Below are 14374 nucleotides of genomic sequence, written 5' to 3' on the forward strand. Positions count from 1 at the left end.
GCCCCTTGCCTGCCCATATTGCATCTGCGAAAAGCGGCGCCAATGGCGCAGGGACGGATCATCCACATCGAGCTCGATGAAGCGACGATTCTGTGGCGCAATGCCGATATCGAGCAGGAACGCCGAATCGCGATTTTCGATCTGATCGAAGACAACACGTTCAAGCCGCTGCGTGCGTGGGAGGCCGGGCATCAGGGCCCCTTCCGGCTGAAACTGGCGGTCGATGACGGACGGCTGATCCTGAACATCGCGGACGAGGGGGAGCAGCTGCTCGAAACGCTGATCCTTGGTCTGGGCCGGTTTCGCCGCCCGATCCGCGAATATTTCGCGATTTGCGACAGCTATTACCAGGCGATCCGCAAGGCCACCGCGGCCGAGATCGAGACGATCGACATGGCCCGCCGCGGCGTTCACAACGAAGCGGCTGAACTGCTGCTTGAACGGCTGGATGGAAAAGTGGAAACCGACTTCGCCACAGCCCGGCGGCTCTTTACCCTGATCTGCGTGCTGCATATCAGGGGGTAAGAACAACAGGGTCCGCAACTTCACCATGGCACGCAAGAATCCCCGCCGCCTGCGCACGCGCCTGTTTGGAGCGGTGCTGCTGCTTGCGCTGGCCGGGGGCGGTTACCTGTGGTGGGATCTGCACCACTGGCAGCCGCCGCGCGCGGCCTATCCGATGCAGGGGCTCGAAGTGAGCGCCGAGGATGGCGAGATTGACTGGACCGCAGCCAAGGCAACCGGCGCGGATTTCGCCTATCTGGATGCTTCCGCCAGCGCCTTTGCCCGCGATCCGGCTTTCGTGAAAAACGCCGAAGAGGCGCGCGCCGCCAAATTGCAGATCGGCGCGGTCCATCGTTACGACCCGTGCCAGCCGGCCGACAAGCAGGCCGCCAACTTCGTTACCGTAGTGGCGCGTGACAAGGCTTCGCTGCCCCCGGCGGTGGAGCTGGACATCCTGGCCGATGATTGCCCGATCAAGGTGTCCGACGCGATGGTGCTGAGCGAGCTGACCACGTTCCTCAACCAGATCGAGACCCACACCGGCAAGCCCGCGATGCTCAAGCTCTCGCGCACATTCGAAGGGCGCTACCACGTCGCCAAGGGGATCGATCGCAACCTGTGGCTGCTGGGTGACCGGTTCCAGCCGGACTATGCCGGACGCCCCTGGACCATGTGGACGGCCAACAGCGCGCTTAACCATGCGGCGGCGGCCGGGCCAGTACAGTGGGTGGTGGTGCAGCCTTAAGGGCCATTACCCTACATCCGTTCGTGTCGAGCGAAGTCGAGACACGCGCACAGGTGTCTCGACTTCGCTCGACACGAACGGGTAAAGGGTGGGGATGATGCTGAATCGCGATGCCCTGATCGCCGCCGCGCGCACCGCGCAGGGCGCGGCCTATGCCCCCTATTCGAACTTCCACGTTGGCGCGGCGCTGCTGTTTGCCGATGGCAGCGTGGTGACCGGGGCCAATGTCGAAAACGCCAGCTACGGCCTCGCGCTTTGTGCCGAGACCAGCGCGGTCGCCCAGGCGATGAACCGGGGCCTGCGCGGCGGGCTGGTCGCCGTGGCAGTGATCGGCAGCATGGCGGGCGCGGACGGACCGGTAGTGACCCCGTGCGGACGCTGCCGTCAGGTGCTCAACGAACTGGCCCAACTGGGCGGGACCGATCCGGTAATCTGGTGCGTGGGGGCGGAGGAAGTGCTGGAACTGAAGCTATCGGCCCTGCTGCCGCATGCGTTTGGGCCGGCGAATTTGGGTTAGGCTGGGCGGACGGCGGGTTATGTGTGCGGTGGTCCGAAAGTTGCCTGTCCGGACACGATGAGGTTGCGGACACTACTCTCGCCCCTTCAAGGGAGAGGGCTTTGCCAGCTTCCCCCAACTTTCCGGCCGAATTCGCCCTTCGAGGTGCAACGCCGTTTCAGCCAAAGCACACCTCGTCACCCCGGGCTTGACCCGGGGTCCAGCTGTTCTTCTGCGAGGGTCCGGAACAACGCGAAGGCCGCAAAGGAAGCTGGGCCCCGGGTCAAGGCTCCGCGAGCCACGTGTCTCGCTACGCGGGTGACGGTAGAAGGGCTGGATGAAAAGGGCGATGCGTCTTTCAGGTGGCAACTTTCCGCAACTTTGGCACCGAACCGGCCCTTCCGGATACGACAACATTGCGGACATTCGCTCCCGACCGCATCATGTTTTGATGAATGATTCGTCTAACCCCTGCTGTTGCCCATCTCTGCCTGACTTGACCGGAGTTCCAATGGGCGGAGATGGTCTCGATGAGAGGGTGTTTGCGACCGTCGAGAATGTTGTCGATCATGGCGGAGACGCTTGGTGGCTACACCTTTCGCAGTGTCGCGCTTGCGGTCAGCATTGGATGATTGCTCAGGAAGAACGCATTTTTGATGAGCACTTCCTGCGACGATTGACCGTCGATGAGGCCAACCGCATCTTCATGAGTGCAGAATGGCCGGTCGAGTTTCTCAGCTACGAGCGCGTGCTAAAAACAGGACACGCCCTGCGCATTCGACCTTGCGTCTTCTTAGATCGACACTCTCCGTCGCTGGTTTGGACTGTGGAAGACCTGCGGAAGGAACGGCCCGACATCTCAGTGGATGAGATTGCGCTTCTGCTCGGCGTCACCGCGACGCAAACGAAGCGACTCTTGGCAGCAGCCTCGTCGGGGAAGGGTTCATGGTGGCAGCGGATGCGGCATCGTCTGGGTTTGTAGCGTTGAATCGGCGAAGCAGGAATGTCCGCATCCCCCAACCGGGCAGACCTTCCATGTAGCCAAATCCTGCATCGAAACTGGCCTGCTTCTGACCGCCCCCTAGCCCGCCTAACCCTGCAACCACTCCAGCAACGCCCCCATGCAATCCCGCCCCAGGATCGCGCTGCGCTCCGCGCTCCACCCTTGCGCGGGGCAGGGCAGGTCGTCGTTGTCCTTGAACGGCATTTCCAGCGTCATCGCCGTCGCGCCGAAGCGTTCGGCGAGCTGGTTGGTCGACATGGTCAGGTTGGCGCGGCCCTTGCCCGCCACCGGATAGCCCAGCCGGGTCTGGAAATCGGGCGTGCGGCGTTCGAGGATGGCGGCGAAGCGGTCATAGCCGGCCTGCAGGCCCTCGCTCCACGAAGGAATGCCCTGAAAACCGGCCAGGAACACCGCCGGGATCGCCTCGTCGCCGTGGACGTCCATCGCAAAGTGGACCCCGCTCTGGTCCATCGCATCCCGGATGCACAGCACTTCGGGGCTGCGTTCTGCGCTGGGATCGGCCCATTCGCGGTTGAGGTTGACCCCCGCAGCATTGGTGCGCAAATGGCCGCGCACCGATCCGTCGGGGTTGGCGTTGGGGACCACGTGGAACCGGCACAGCTGGCGCAGCTTGCGGCCCACCGGGTCGGCGGGATCGGTCAGGCAGTCCAGCGCGCCTTCCATCCACCATTCGGCCATCGATTCGCCCGGATGCTGGCGCGCGAACAGCCAGACCTGCCTCTCGCCCTCGCCGAATTCCAAGCAGTCGATCGTCCGCCCGTCGAGGCTATGGCCCAGCACGCGGTGCTCCACCCCTTCGGCCAGCGCGGTTTGCGCGATCAGATCCTGATGGCGTTCCCAGCTGTAAGGCGCGAAATAGGCGAACCAGCACAGGCCCGCGACCGGGGTATAGCGGATCGTCAGAGTGCCGCTGTGCTCCAGCGGGTCATAGGAACTGTCGGCGCGGCCCCAGAACTCGCGGTCCTCGCTCACCGCCGCGCGGTAATTCGGCCAGCCGCCAGGATAGGCGCTCGCCTCAAGCCCGGTAATCTTCAGCGTCAGTTCCCGCCCGGCCGCGCCTGAAACGCGAAAGTGGAACCACTGGAAGAAGTCGCTCTGGTGGTCCTTGCGGATCGCCAGTCTGGCCGTGGTGCCATCGATTTCAAGGACTTCGATGTTGCCGGAATCAAATGCGGTATCGATCTGGATGTGGGTCATTTGACCAGGATAGTCTCACCCGACTGTCCGGGGAAGTCCTTGAACAGCGCTTCGGCCATCTTTGGCGCGGCGAGCGCCGTATCCGCCATCGGGCTGGTGGCGCGCACCGAGAACGCCGCGCGGCCTTCCCACAGGGCGGCCTTGGTGGCGCGGTCCCGGATCGTCACCGCCAGCAAGGTCTGAACCTGCTGCGCGGGCTTGGGGGAAAGGTTGATGCCGATCCCCAGGCCCAGGCCAGAGCCATAGCTGCCGGTCGAACCGCCGATCCCGACCGAGACCGGGCCGGAACTGCGCACCGGATCGATCGTGCTGCGTGAAAGCCGCAGTTCGGCCACTTGCGCGCTGCTCCCCGCCGCGCCCTCGGCATAGCCCAGGGCGGCCAACTGACGCTCGACCGCCGCCTGATAGGCGCGCCATTCGAGCGAATTGCCGTCCATCCCGGTGGCCGGTTCAACCGCAATCGGGCCTTTGGCCTGCGCCGCCACTTCGGGGGCGTGGAAACGGGTCACCTCGACCGGGCCAATCGGCGCGACGCAGCCGGTCAGCAACAGTCCCACGGACAGCATGGCGGATGTCAGGCACTTCATCGCGGGCGACCTTTCATGGCGAGTGATAGGGTCAGGACCCTGGGCCACTGTGCTGCCAGATGCAGTGCGATGCAAGGTTTCAGCGCCGCGCAATCTGCTGCGTGGCGGGGAAGCGTTCAAACAGCGCTGCGGCCAGTTTTGCGGCGATCTGGCCGTCGCCCCAGCGCTCGTCGCTTTCGCGGGTCAGGATCCGGGCATGGCCTTCCCACAGCACCGCGCCGCTGGTGCGATCCTTGATCCGTGCTTCCAGCCGGGTTGCGATCAAGGCCTTGCGGGGTTTGGACAGATCGACATTCAGTGCCATGCCCATCATCGATCCATGGTTGGACACGCCCATCATCATTTCGCCGCTGACCGGCTTGTGCGGGGCTTCTTCGGGCACGGCCTGGGTCCGCAGCACGCGCACTTCGGCCACCTGGCCGCCGGCCGGATCGGGGGTTGCGGTGTCATACCCGGAACCTGCCAGCGCATCGATCACGGCGGCTTCATAGGTCGCCAGTTCGCGCGGATTGGTCACCCCGCCCCCGGCGGGTGCCTCGGTCACCGTGATCTTGCCCTGGCCTAGCACGGCGGCTTCCGTCCCTTCGGCCACGAAAGTCGAAACCTGGACCTTGCCTTCGGGCGAGGCGGCGCGGCGCGCGCCCGGTCGCTCTGACCATCCGGGGCCGTCCCAGCCGGGACCATCCCAGCCCGGACCGCCCCAACCGGGTCCGCCCGGCTGGGCAATCAGCGCGGTTCCGGTCAGGCTCAGCACAGCGGCAAGCGGGAACAGCGAAGGACGGATTGTGATCATGGCAGGCCTCTTGATGAACTGGCGTTGCAGCCCCCGCGCCCGCCATCCGCCGCGCGGCCTTGCCCCATGATGAACAGGCGAATTTTGTCGCGCATAGCCGGGCCGCGTTAACCACTTTGCCGCGCAGCCGTGCTAGCGCGCCTGGCACCATGACAGACAAAGTCCCTGTGCTCGTTACCGGCGGTGCCGGTTATATCGGCAGCCATGCCGTGCTCGCCCTCAAGGATGCCGGTTGGCCGGTGGCGGTAATCGACAATCTGGTTACCGGGTTTCGCTGGGCCGTGCCGGATGATGTGCCGTTCTATCAGGGCGATATCGAGGATGGTGCGCTGCTCGCGCGGATATTTGCAGAGCAGGGCATCGGCGCGGTGATGCATTTCGCCGGATCGGTGGTGGTGCCGGAATCGGTGTCCGATCCGCTCAAATACTATCACAACAACACCGCCAAGACCCGTAGCCTGATCGCCAGCGCCGTGGCGGCGGGGGTGCCGCACTTCATCTTCAGCTCGACCGCGGCGACCTATGGCACCCCGGCGGTGGAGACGGTGCGCGAAGATACGCCGCAAGTGCCGATCAACCCCTATGGCATGTCCAAGCTGATGAGCGAGTACATGCTGCGCGATACGGCCGCCGCGCATCCGCTGAACTTCTGCGCCTTGCGCTATTTCAACGTCGCGGGCGCCGATCCGCGCGGGCGCACCGGGCAATCGACTGCCGGGGCGACTCACCTGATCAAGGTTGCGGTCGAAGCCGCGCTGGGGCGGCGCGAACAGGTGGCGGTATTTGGCACCGATTTCGACACGCCGGATGGCACCGGGGTGCGCGACTATATCCACGTCAGCGATTTGGCCGCCGCGCATGTCATGGCGCTGGAAGCGCTGATCGCCGATCCGGCGCGGTCGCTGACGATGAATTGCGGCTATGGCCGGGGCTATTCCGTGCTCGAAGTGCTGGACGCGGTGGACCGGGCGACCAACCTTGCCATCAAGCGTGAATTCGGCCCGCGCCGACCGGGCGATCCGGCCTCGCTGATTTCCGACAATGCGCTGATCCGGGCAACCTTGCCGTGGGTGCCGCGCTATGCCGATCTCGATCTGATCGTCACCCACGCGCTGCAATGGGAACGCAAGCTGGGCGAGATTCGCGGCGAATCGGGATGATTGGGAAATAATCGTTATAATACAATCATTTATGCGGTTTTTTCTTGACTTGCGAATCACCCGGCGTGTAGCTGGCGCCATTCCACCGATTTTTCCTGAACTGGAGTGCCCGAATGGCGCGCGTTACCGTTGAAGATTGTGTCGACAAGATCCCCAACCGCTTCGATCTCGTCCTGCTTGCCGCCCAGCGCGCGCGGGAGATTTCGGGTGGTGCCGAACTGACGATCGACCGCGATCGCGACAAGAACCCCGTGGTCGCCCTGCGTGAAATCGCCGAACAGACCGTGCGTCCGGACAGCCTCAAGGAATCGGTGGTCACCGGCCTGCAGCGTGTGCTGCCCGAAGATGACGATGAAGTGGATGATGTCGGCTCGCTCAGCCAGTCGGCCGAAGCGCTGCGGATCACTGCCGCGGCCCCGGTGCGCAACACCTCGATCGGCGGCGACTACGAAGGCTGAGCTTTCGTCGCCGTGCTGAAGAAAAGCCCGCTTCCCGCAGGGGAGGCGGGCTTTTCTTATCTGTTATCTGCAAGGCCAGGTTTTCTTGAACAGATCGCCGATCGCGGCGCGCATCGGCACGCGCGGGCGGACATCGGTGGGGTAGGTGCGCAAGTGGTTGAGCACCTGGTCAGAGCTGACCTTGACTCCCTTGGGCGGGCAGCTGCTGGGGCGGCCTGCGGCGCGTTCGGCCTCAAGCTGCGCCTTATAGGCCATGCCGGCGGCCTGGCCTTCCTGCTGCAACACCTTGATATCGGGCGAAAACAGCGCCATCGCCCCTTTGGCTTTCAGCGCATCGGCCTTGGCCAGAAAGGCGGCGACGCTCATGTCTCCGGCGGCCCAGGCCGGACTGGCGGCCATCAGGCCAATGATCAGGGGTAGTGCGACACGCTTCATTCAATTTCTCCCGCGCTTTGGTGCAGGATGGCTTGACCCAGGCAAGCTGACAAGACCATGAACGCCTTATCCAGAACGGGGTTTCGGCATGAGCGGCGGCGAAGTGATTGGCGATCTGGCGCAAAGCGCGCTGACTGCACGGGCGGTTGAACCGGCGCACGGCGAGGGCGAGGACGGGCATAGCCACGAACAGGCCTGCCTCAACTGCGGCACCGCCCTGATCGGCAGCCACTGCCACGCGTGCGGGCAGGCGGCGCATGTCCACAAGACGCTGGGGGCGTTCTTTCACGATCTGCTGCACGGTGTGTTCCATTTCGAAGGCAAGATCTGGCGGACCCTGCCCAAGCTGACGTTCAAGCCGGGGCAGCTGACCCGCGAATATGTCGATGGCCGCCGCGCCAGCTATGTCAGCCCGATCGCGCTGTTCCTGTTCGGCGTATTCCTGATGTTCGCGGTGGTGAAGCAGGTGGCCGGGGTTTACGGTGAGCATGCCAATGTCAACGTCAACGGCGTGGCCATCAAAGGGCTCGCCGCCAACGAACAGGCACTGGTGGAGCTCAAGGCAAAGCGTGCGGCACTGATCAAGGAAGGCCAGCCGACTGATGAGGTTGATGGCCAGATCGATGGACGCGAAGCGGCGGTCGAAGCGATCAAGGATGTACGCGGCGAGTTCAGCCAAGGCGATCTTGCCAAGGCCAAGGACGCCAAATTTACCAGCAGTCTCCCGGCAATCCAGGTCGCGCTTGACGAATTCAAGCAGAACCCCGCGCTGGTGATCTACAAGCTGCAGAACAACGCCTACAAGTTCAGCTGGGCGCTGATCCCGATTTCGGTCCCGTTCGTGTGGCTGCTGTTCCTGTTCCGGCGGCGCTTCCACCTTTATGACCACACGGTATTCGTCACCTACTCGCTAAGCTTCATGACCCTGCTGGCGGTGGTGGTGATGACGGGCAATGCGCTGGGGGCAGACTATGTCGGCTTTCTGATCCTGCTGGCGCCGCTGCACATGTACAAGCAGCTGCGCGGCACTTACGCGCTGACCCGGTTCGAAGCCCTGTGGCGGACCGGCGCACTGCTCGCCATCGCGCTGACCGCGCTGATCCTGTTCACGATACTGATCCTGGTCGAAACGGGGGCGTAAGCCCCCGCTCCGGCTGAACTTACGCTCCCGCCGGGCTCGGGCTGTTCTCGCTGAACCGGCGGCCTGCCTTGGGCACGGCCGAGCCGCGCACCGGGGGTGGGGGCGGCATGCCGCCTGGGTGTTCGGGCCGGTCGAGCTTGCCCTTGGCGAGCAGTTCGGTGATCTCGTCTCCGGTCAGCGTTTCGTATTCCAGCAAGGCTTCGGCCAGCAGGTGCAGCTGCTTGAGATGCTTCTTCAGCAGCATGGTGGCGCGCTTGTGCCCGCCATCGACCAGGGCCTTGATCTCGCTGTCGATCAGCTTGTTGGTTTCGTCTGAACCCATGGTCCGCGCCGAACCGCCATAGCCCAGATAGCCTTCCTGGGTCTGTTCGTACTGCAGCGGGCCCAGCTTGTCCGACATGCCCCAGCGGGTCACCATGTTGCGGGCCAGCGAAGTCGCCTGCTGGATGTCGCTGCTCGCGCCCGAAGAGACCTTGCCGCGCCCGAAGATCAGTTCCTCGGCCACGCGTCCGCCCATTGCCACGGCCAGCTGCGCGTGCATCTGATCGCGGTGATAGGAATAGCGGTCCCGTTCGGGCAAGCGCACCACCATGCCCAGCGCGCCGCCGCGCGGGATGATCGTGGCCTTGTGGATCGGATCGCTGGCCGGTTCGTTGACCGAGACCAGGGCATGTCCCGCCTCGTGATAGGCGGTCATCTTCTTCTCGTCGTCGGTCATCACCATCGAGCGGCGCTCGGCCCCCATCATGACCTTGTCCTTGGCGTCTTCGAATTCCTGCATTGCCACCAGCCGCTTGTTGCGGCGCGCGGCCAGCAGCGCGGCTTCGTTGACCAGATTGGCCAGGTCCGCGCCCGAAAAGCCCGGCGTCCCGCGCGCGATCGTGCGGGCATCGACATCCGGGGCCAGCGGGACCTTCTTCATGTGGACCGACAGGATCTTTTCGCGCCCTTCGATATCGGGGATCGGCACCACCACCTGGCGGTCGAACCGGCCCGGGCGCAGCAGCGCGGGGTCCAGCACGTCGGGGCGGTTGGTCGCGGCGATGATGATGATGCCTTCGTTGGCTTCAAACCCGTCCATTTCGACCAGCAGCTGGTTGAGCGTCTGTTCGCGCTCGTCATTGCTGTTGCCAAGCCCGTGGCCGCGATGGCGGCCAACCGCGTCGATTTCATCGATGAACACGATGCACGGCGCGTTTTTCTTGGCCTGTTCGAACATGTCGCGCACCCGGCTGGCACCCACGCCAACGAACATTTCGACAAAGTCCGAACCCGAAATGGTGAAGAACGGCACGCCCGCTTCACCCGCGATCGCGCGGGCCAGCAGGGTCTTGCCGGTACCGGGCGAACCGACCAGCAGCGCGCCTTTGGGGATCTGGCCGCCCAGCTTGGAAAAGCGGGTCGGGTCCTTCAGGAAATCGACGATTTCCTCCAGCTCCTCACGCGCTTCATCGATCCCGGCCACGTCGGAAAAAGTCACCCGGCCCTGGCGCTCGGTCAGCATCTTGGCCTTGCTTTTGCCAAAGCCCATCGCGCCGCTGCCGCCGCCCTTCTGCATCTGCCGCAAGGCGAAGAAGGCGACCGCGAGGATCAGGATGAACGGCAGCGAATTGACCAGCACATAGACCAGCAGGCTGCTCTCTTCAGGGGCCTTGCCCTGATACTGGACGCCGCTTTTCTGCAGGGTTTCTGCCAGGGTCGGGTCATTGGGGATCGGCACCGTGGTAAAGCCGTTGCCGTCCTTGTACTTGCCGGTGATCCGGGTCTCGCTGACCTGCACCGAGGCGACCTGCCCGGCTTCCACGCGGGTGCGGAAATCGGAATAGGAAATCTGCGTTCCTGCCGGGTCATTGCGCGAATTCATCACGGATACGACCAGCAGCAAAGCCATCAGCCCGCCGATCCAGATCATCGCATTGCGCAGCCACGGATTGGGGTTCGGCTGTTCCTCGTTCATTCGGCAGGTCCTTTCACGTCCAGCCTATGTAGGACGGCAGGGCTGAATCGCAAGCTAACAGGCGTGTCGGTGCCGCGACTTGCGCCGAAGGGCGGGTGAAGGCACAAGCCGCAGGGCACATGGGGGACGCATGACCGGCACGACGATCCAGACCGACGACCGCTTTGCCAGCTGGGGCAAATGGCCCGCGCGGCTGTTGCTGGCGGCGCTGGCAGCGCTGCTGCTGGCCGCTGCGCTCGTCCCGATCGAGGCGGCGGTGCAGAACTATGCCAAGGCCGGGCTGGTCGAACAGATCACCGGAGCCAAAGTGGAAGGGGCGGAACGCCCGCGCGACTATGATCTGCAGCTGTATGATTTCGTGGTCGAACGAATCGGGCAGGGCGAAAACTATTACAAGGCCGCCGCCGAAGGCCACCGGCATTTCCTGTTTCCCCTGCGTCCCGGCTTTGCCGTGCGATTGCCGACGCTGGCCTATCTGCAGATGATCCTGGGCGAAGTGGGCCAGATGGCGGCGGCCGTCGGGCTGATGCTGGCGGTCCTGTGGGCGTGGTGGCGGAGGCTGGGCGATGAAGGATGCAGCCCGCGGCTGCGGCGGCTGGGCACCACGCTGATCTTCTTTGGCGCGGCCCTGGGGCTCAACCGCTATTACTTCGCCTTGCATGAGCTGTGGGCCGGGCAATTGCTGGCTTTGTCACTGGCACTGCACCGGCCGGGGCAGCGCTGGCTGGGCGCTTTCATCGCTGCCGGGCTGGCGCTGGCCATTCGCGAACATGCGCTGCCCTATGTGCTGCTGATGGGGGCCTTTGCGTTGTGGCGCGGAGACCGCAAGGAAGCCCTGGCCTGGGCCGCGCTGGTGGCGGCGTTTGGCGGCGCGCTGGCCTGGCACCTGCACATGGTGGCGCAGCAGGTGCTGCCCAGCGATGGGCTGGGCCCGCCCTGGCTGGTGCTGCGCGGGCTTTCGGGCTGGCTGTCCAACGTGGTGCTGTCCAGCAACATGCGGTTCCTGCCGCACTGGCTGGCGGGGCCGCTGGTGATGCTGGCAATCCTGGGCTGGGCCGGGTGGAAGCGCGAACTGGGCGCTTTCGCGACCTTGCTGTTCCTGGGCTATGGCCTGGTGTTCATGATCGTGGGGCGGCCCGACAACTTTTACTGGGGCGCGATGATTGCCCCGGCGCTGTTCGCAGGCCTGATCTTTACCCCGCGCGCCTTGGGTTCACTGTGGCACGCGGGGTTTAACAGGTCCTGACCCTAGGTCCTGACCCTAGGACGTCAGCTCTTCGATCTTGTGGTGCGGCAAAACCTTCCATGCCGCGACCAGCAGGGCAACGTGCAACACTTCCACCAGCATCGGCACTTGCCAGCCGGGATAGCTGCCATCGACGAACAGGCTGAAACAGCGCACCAGCACCGCGGTGCCCATCAGCGCGGCGGGGACCAGCAACAGATCGCCATTGCGGCGCCAGGCCCCCAGCATCATGCACAGCGCAACCACGCCAAAGAACGACATGAAATCCGCCCGCAGGCTGGAAAGGCCCTGAGTGCCGGTCGGGGCAAGGCCGAACCCGGCGGCGGTGGCGACGGGGTTGAACAGGAAATTCAGGCCCATGAACAGATCGAACAGGCCGAACAGGAATATCAGTGCAGTAATGATCCAGCGCATGGTCGGTAACTCCCCCCGTTTACTCGGTGTTAGCCACTGTGCCCCATGGCAATCCGAAAGCAAAGCCTGTTGCACGGAAGGATGGGGCGTTGCACAAGCTGGTCACCATGAACGGACCGCGCATTCTGCTGATCGTCGGCGGCGGCATTGCCGCCTACAAGTCGTGCGAGCTTGTCCGCCTGATCCGCAAGGCAGGCGGCGAGGTGACTTGCGTGCTGACCGATGGCGGCGCGAAATTCATCACCGCGATGACATTGGCGGCGCTGTCCGAACGCCCGGTCCACACCACGCTGTGGGATCTGCGCAACGAAGTGGAAATGGGGCATATCCAGCTCAGCCGTGAGGCGGATCTGGTCGTGGTCTGCCCCGCCACCGCCGATCTGCTGGCCAAGATGGCAGGCGGCATTGCCGATGATCTGGCGACCACGCTGCTGCTTGCCACGGACAAGCCGGTCATGGCCGTGCCTGCCATGAATGTGCGGATGTGGCAGCATGCCGCGACCCGGCGCAATGTGGCAGACCTGCGCGAAGCCGGGGTCATGGTGCTCGATCCCGAAGAAGGCATGATGGCCTGCGGCGAATATGGCCCGGGCCGTTTGCCCGAACCCTCCGCTGTGTGGCAGGCGATCTGCCAGGCGCTGGCGCTGGATCATGACGAATTTGCCCTGCTCCCCGCCCCCGGAATCCTGCTGAACCAGGCAGAGGATGAATTGGTCCCCGGCGCCGCCGATATCGGCGGGCTTTCCGCCGGCCTGATCCAGCGTTCCGCCCCGCCCCGCGATCCGATCGATCTGCCGGCCGATTTCGGCGACGAGGAACTGCCCCAACTGCCCGATCCGGTGCCGGACATTCCGCTCAACCTCGATACGCCGATCCTGTCGAAAAAGGGCAAGGCCAAGGCCGCGCCGCCGACCGATGCCGAGGCGATCAATCATCTGGTGATGGACCAGTCTCCGCCCGAGCCGCTGACCGAGGCGCTGGCGGCAGACCCGCTGTTCGGCCAGCCCGATTTCGCCGCCGATGAGCCGGACTTGCCGGCCGATGGCCCGTTGAAGGGTCGGCGCGTGCTGATCACCGCGGGGCCGACGCACGAACCGATCGATCCGGTGCGCTACATCGCCAACCGCAGCTCGGGCAAGCAGGGCTATGCCATCGCCGCCGCCGCCGCGCAGCTCGGGGCCGAAGTGGTGCTGGTCAGCGGCCCGGTCCATCTGCCGACACCGCGCGGCGTAACCCGGTTCGATGTCGAAACCGCGCGCGAAATGGCCGAAGCGGTCAAGCGCCAGTTGCCGGTCGATGTCGCGATCATGGTCGCCGCCGTGGCCGATTGGCGATCACTGGAAGTGTCTGGCGAAAAGATGAAAAAGCGCGGATCGGCCCCGCCGGCCCTGCGGCTGACTGAAAATCCCGATATTCTCGCCATGGTCTCGGTCCATGAACGCCGCCCGAAACTGGTGGTCGGCTTTGCTGCGGAAACCGAAAAAGTGGTCCAGCACGCCACCGAAAAGCGCAAGCGCAAGGGCGCGGACTGGATCGTCGCCAATGACGTGTCGGGCGATGTGATGGGCGGCGCTGCCAACAAGGTGCATATCATCACCGGGCAGGGTGTCGAACATCTGCCGGAAATGCCAAAGGAGCAAGTCGCCATGGCATTGATGGAAAGGATTGCCGATGCATTCACCCCCGCCGCCGGTCCCGATTCCGCTTAAGCGCCTGCCGCATGGCGAGGGGCTGGCCCTGCCCGCCTATGCCACCAGCGGCGCAGCGGGCATGGATGTGGTTTCCGCCGAAGATGTAACGCTTGCCCCCGGCGCGCGCCATGCAGTCGCCACGGGCCTGTCGATGGCCATCCCGCACGGGTATGAGATCCAGGTCCGCCCGCGTTCGGGCCTCGCGCTCAAGCACGGCATTTCGGTGCCCAACACCCCCGGCACGATCGACAGTGACTATCGCGGCGAACTGAAAGTAATCCTGATCAACCACGGCGCCGACCCGTTCGCAATCCGCCGGGGTGACCGCGTGGCGCAGCTGGTGCTGGCCCCGGTGGTGCAGGGCGCATGGGTGGAAGTCAGCGAACTCGACGAAACCGCGCGCGGTGAGGGTGGGTTTGGCAGCACCGGCGGGGTGGTGGCGCTGTAGGAAGAAAGAGGGTTCGCGCAGAGCCGCAGAGAAGAAGGGGGAGCCGCAGAGATTTTGTGCCGAGCCGAAGGCTCAATC

Annotated in this window: 16 protein-coding genes; 10 read left to right on the forward strand and 6 right to left on the reverse strand. The window is 64.5% G+C overall.

Annotation, left to right across the window (positions count from 1 at the left end):
- The first annotated feature begins 42 nt into the window (after window positions 1–42).
- The 4 genes from MNBBLIKP_RS05010 (at window position 43) to MNBBLIKP_RS05025 (ending at window position 2727) form a co-directional block, all read left to right on the forward strand.
- Window positions 43–525, forward strand: a complete 483-nt coding sequence (locus MNBBLIKP_RS05010; protein WP_088308097.1) for a UPF0262 family protein — start codon at window positions 43–45, stop codon at window positions 523–525.
- Window positions 526–550: 25 nt separating this feature from the next.
- Entirely contained in the window at window positions 551–1249 is a 699-nt protein-coding gene (locus tag MNBBLIKP_RS05015; protein WP_088308099.1) for a glycoside hydrolase family 25 protein, read from the forward strand.
- Window positions 1250–1343: 94 nt separating this feature from the next.
- Window positions 1344–1766 carry a cytidine deaminase gene (locus MNBBLIKP_RS05020; protein ID WP_088308101.1) on the forward strand — a complete coding sequence of 141 codons (423 nt, stop codon included), beginning with the start codon at window positions 1344–1346 and terminating at the stop codon, window positions 1764–1766.
- Between the two features lie 607 nt (window positions 1767–2373).
- Window positions 2374–2727, forward strand: coding sequence for a hypothetical protein (locus MNBBLIKP_RS05025; RefSeq protein WP_088308103.1), 354 nt, complete (start codon window positions 2374–2376; stop codon window positions 2725–2727).
- 108 nt (window positions 2728–2835) lie between these two features.
- Here MNBBLIKP_RS05025 and MNBBLIKP_RS05030 read toward each other — a convergent pair whose 3' ends face one another.
- From MNBBLIKP_RS05030 to MNBBLIKP_RS05040, 3 genes are all read right to left on the reverse strand, one after another.
- Window positions 2836–3966, reverse strand: a complete 1131-nt coding sequence (locus MNBBLIKP_RS05030) for a M14 family metallopeptidase (RefSeq protein WP_088308105.1) — start codon at window positions 3964–3966, stop codon at window positions 2836–2838.
- Window positions 3963–4553, reverse strand: coding sequence for a DUF4136 domain-containing protein (locus tag MNBBLIKP_RS05035; RefSeq protein ID WP_088308107.1), 591 nt, complete (start codon window positions 4551–4553; stop codon window positions 3963–3965). Before MNBBLIKP_RS05035 ends, MNBBLIKP_RS05030 begins: the two co-directional genes overlap by 4 nt.
- A 79-nt stretch (window positions 4554–4632) precedes the next feature.
- Complete coding sequence (locus tag MNBBLIKP_RS05040) at window positions 4633–5346, reverse strand: hypothetical protein (RefSeq protein WP_088308109.1); 714 nt, start codon at window positions 5344–5346, stop codon at window positions 4633–4635.
- Between the two features lie 149 nt (window positions 5347–5495).
- Between MNBBLIKP_RS05040 and galE the strand changes: the two genes are divergently transcribed.
- On the forward strand, window positions 5496–6506 hold the full coding sequence (galE, locus tag MNBBLIKP_RS05045; RefSeq protein ID WP_088308111.1) for a UDP-glucose 4-epimerase GalE: 1011 nt from the start codon (window positions 5496–5498) through the stop codon (window positions 6504–6506).
- 113 nt (window positions 6507–6619) lie between these two features.
- Complete coding sequence (rpoZ, locus tag MNBBLIKP_RS05050) at window positions 6620–6964, forward strand: DNA-directed RNA polymerase subunit omega (RefSeq protein ID WP_088308113.1); 345 nt, start codon at window positions 6620–6622, stop codon at window positions 6962–6964.
- Window positions 6965–7027: 63 nt separating this feature from the next.
- On the opposite strand, the gene MNBBLIKP_RS05055 is transcribed toward rpoZ, so the two are convergent.
- On the reverse strand, window positions 7028–7399 hold the full coding sequence (locus tag MNBBLIKP_RS05055) for a hypothetical protein (protein WP_088308115.1): 372 nt from the start codon (window positions 7397–7399) through the stop codon (window positions 7028–7030).
- A gap of 88 nt (window positions 7400–7487) precedes the next feature.
- Between MNBBLIKP_RS05055 and MNBBLIKP_RS05060 the strand changes: the two genes are divergently transcribed.
- Window positions 7488–8540 (forward strand): DUF3667 domain-containing protein, encoded by a 1053-nt coding sequence (locus MNBBLIKP_RS05060; protein ID WP_088308117.1) that lies wholly within the window; start codon window positions 7488–7490, stop codon window positions 8538–8540.
- A 19-nt stretch (window positions 8541–8559) separates the two neighbouring features.
- Here the strand turns inward: MNBBLIKP_RS05060 and ftsH are convergent, their stop codons facing one another.
- On the reverse strand, window positions 8560–10497 hold the full coding sequence (ftsH, locus tag MNBBLIKP_RS05065; RefSeq protein ID WP_088308119.1) for an ATP-dependent zinc metalloprotease FtsH: 1938 nt from the start codon (window positions 10495–10497) through the stop codon (window positions 8560–8562).
- Window positions 10498–10627: 130 nt separating this feature from the next.
- Here ftsH and MNBBLIKP_RS05070 point away from each other — a divergent pair, with 130 nt between their 5' ends.
- Window positions 10628–11743, forward strand: a complete 1116-nt coding sequence (locus MNBBLIKP_RS05070) for a hypothetical protein (protein ID WP_088308121.1) — start codon at window positions 10628–10630, stop codon at window positions 11741–11743.
- Window positions 11744–11758: 15 nt separating this feature from the next.
- On the opposite strand, the gene MNBBLIKP_RS05075 is transcribed toward MNBBLIKP_RS05070, so the two are convergent.
- Window positions 11759–12157, reverse strand: coding sequence for a DUF4345 family protein (locus MNBBLIKP_RS05075; RefSeq protein WP_088308123.1), 399 nt, complete (start codon window positions 12155–12157; stop codon window positions 11759–11761).
- 107 nt (window positions 12158–12264) lie between these two features.
- Here MNBBLIKP_RS05075 and MNBBLIKP_RS05080 point away from each other — a divergent pair, with 107 nt between their 5' ends.
- Window positions 12265–13866 carry a bifunctional phosphopantothenoylcysteine decarboxylase/phosphopantothenate synthase gene (locus MNBBLIKP_RS05080; RefSeq protein WP_088308307.1) on the forward strand — a complete coding sequence of 534 codons (1602 nt, stop codon included), beginning with the start codon at window positions 12265–12267 and terminating at the stop codon, window positions 13864–13866.
- Window positions 13829–14296 carry a dUTP diphosphatase gene (dut, locus tag MNBBLIKP_RS05085; protein ID WP_088308125.1) on the forward strand — a complete coding sequence of 156 codons (468 nt, stop codon included), beginning with the start codon at window positions 13829–13831 and terminating at the stop codon, window positions 14294–14296. Before MNBBLIKP_RS05080 ends, dut begins: the two co-directional genes overlap by 38 nt.
- Window positions 14297–14374: the final 78 nt, after the last annotated feature.

Source organism: Novosphingobium sp. B 225, assembly GCF_002198665.1.
In the GTDB taxonomy this organism is placed as follows: domain Bacteria; phylum Pseudomonadota; class Alphaproteobacteria; order Sphingomonadales; family Sphingomonadaceae; genus Novosphingobium.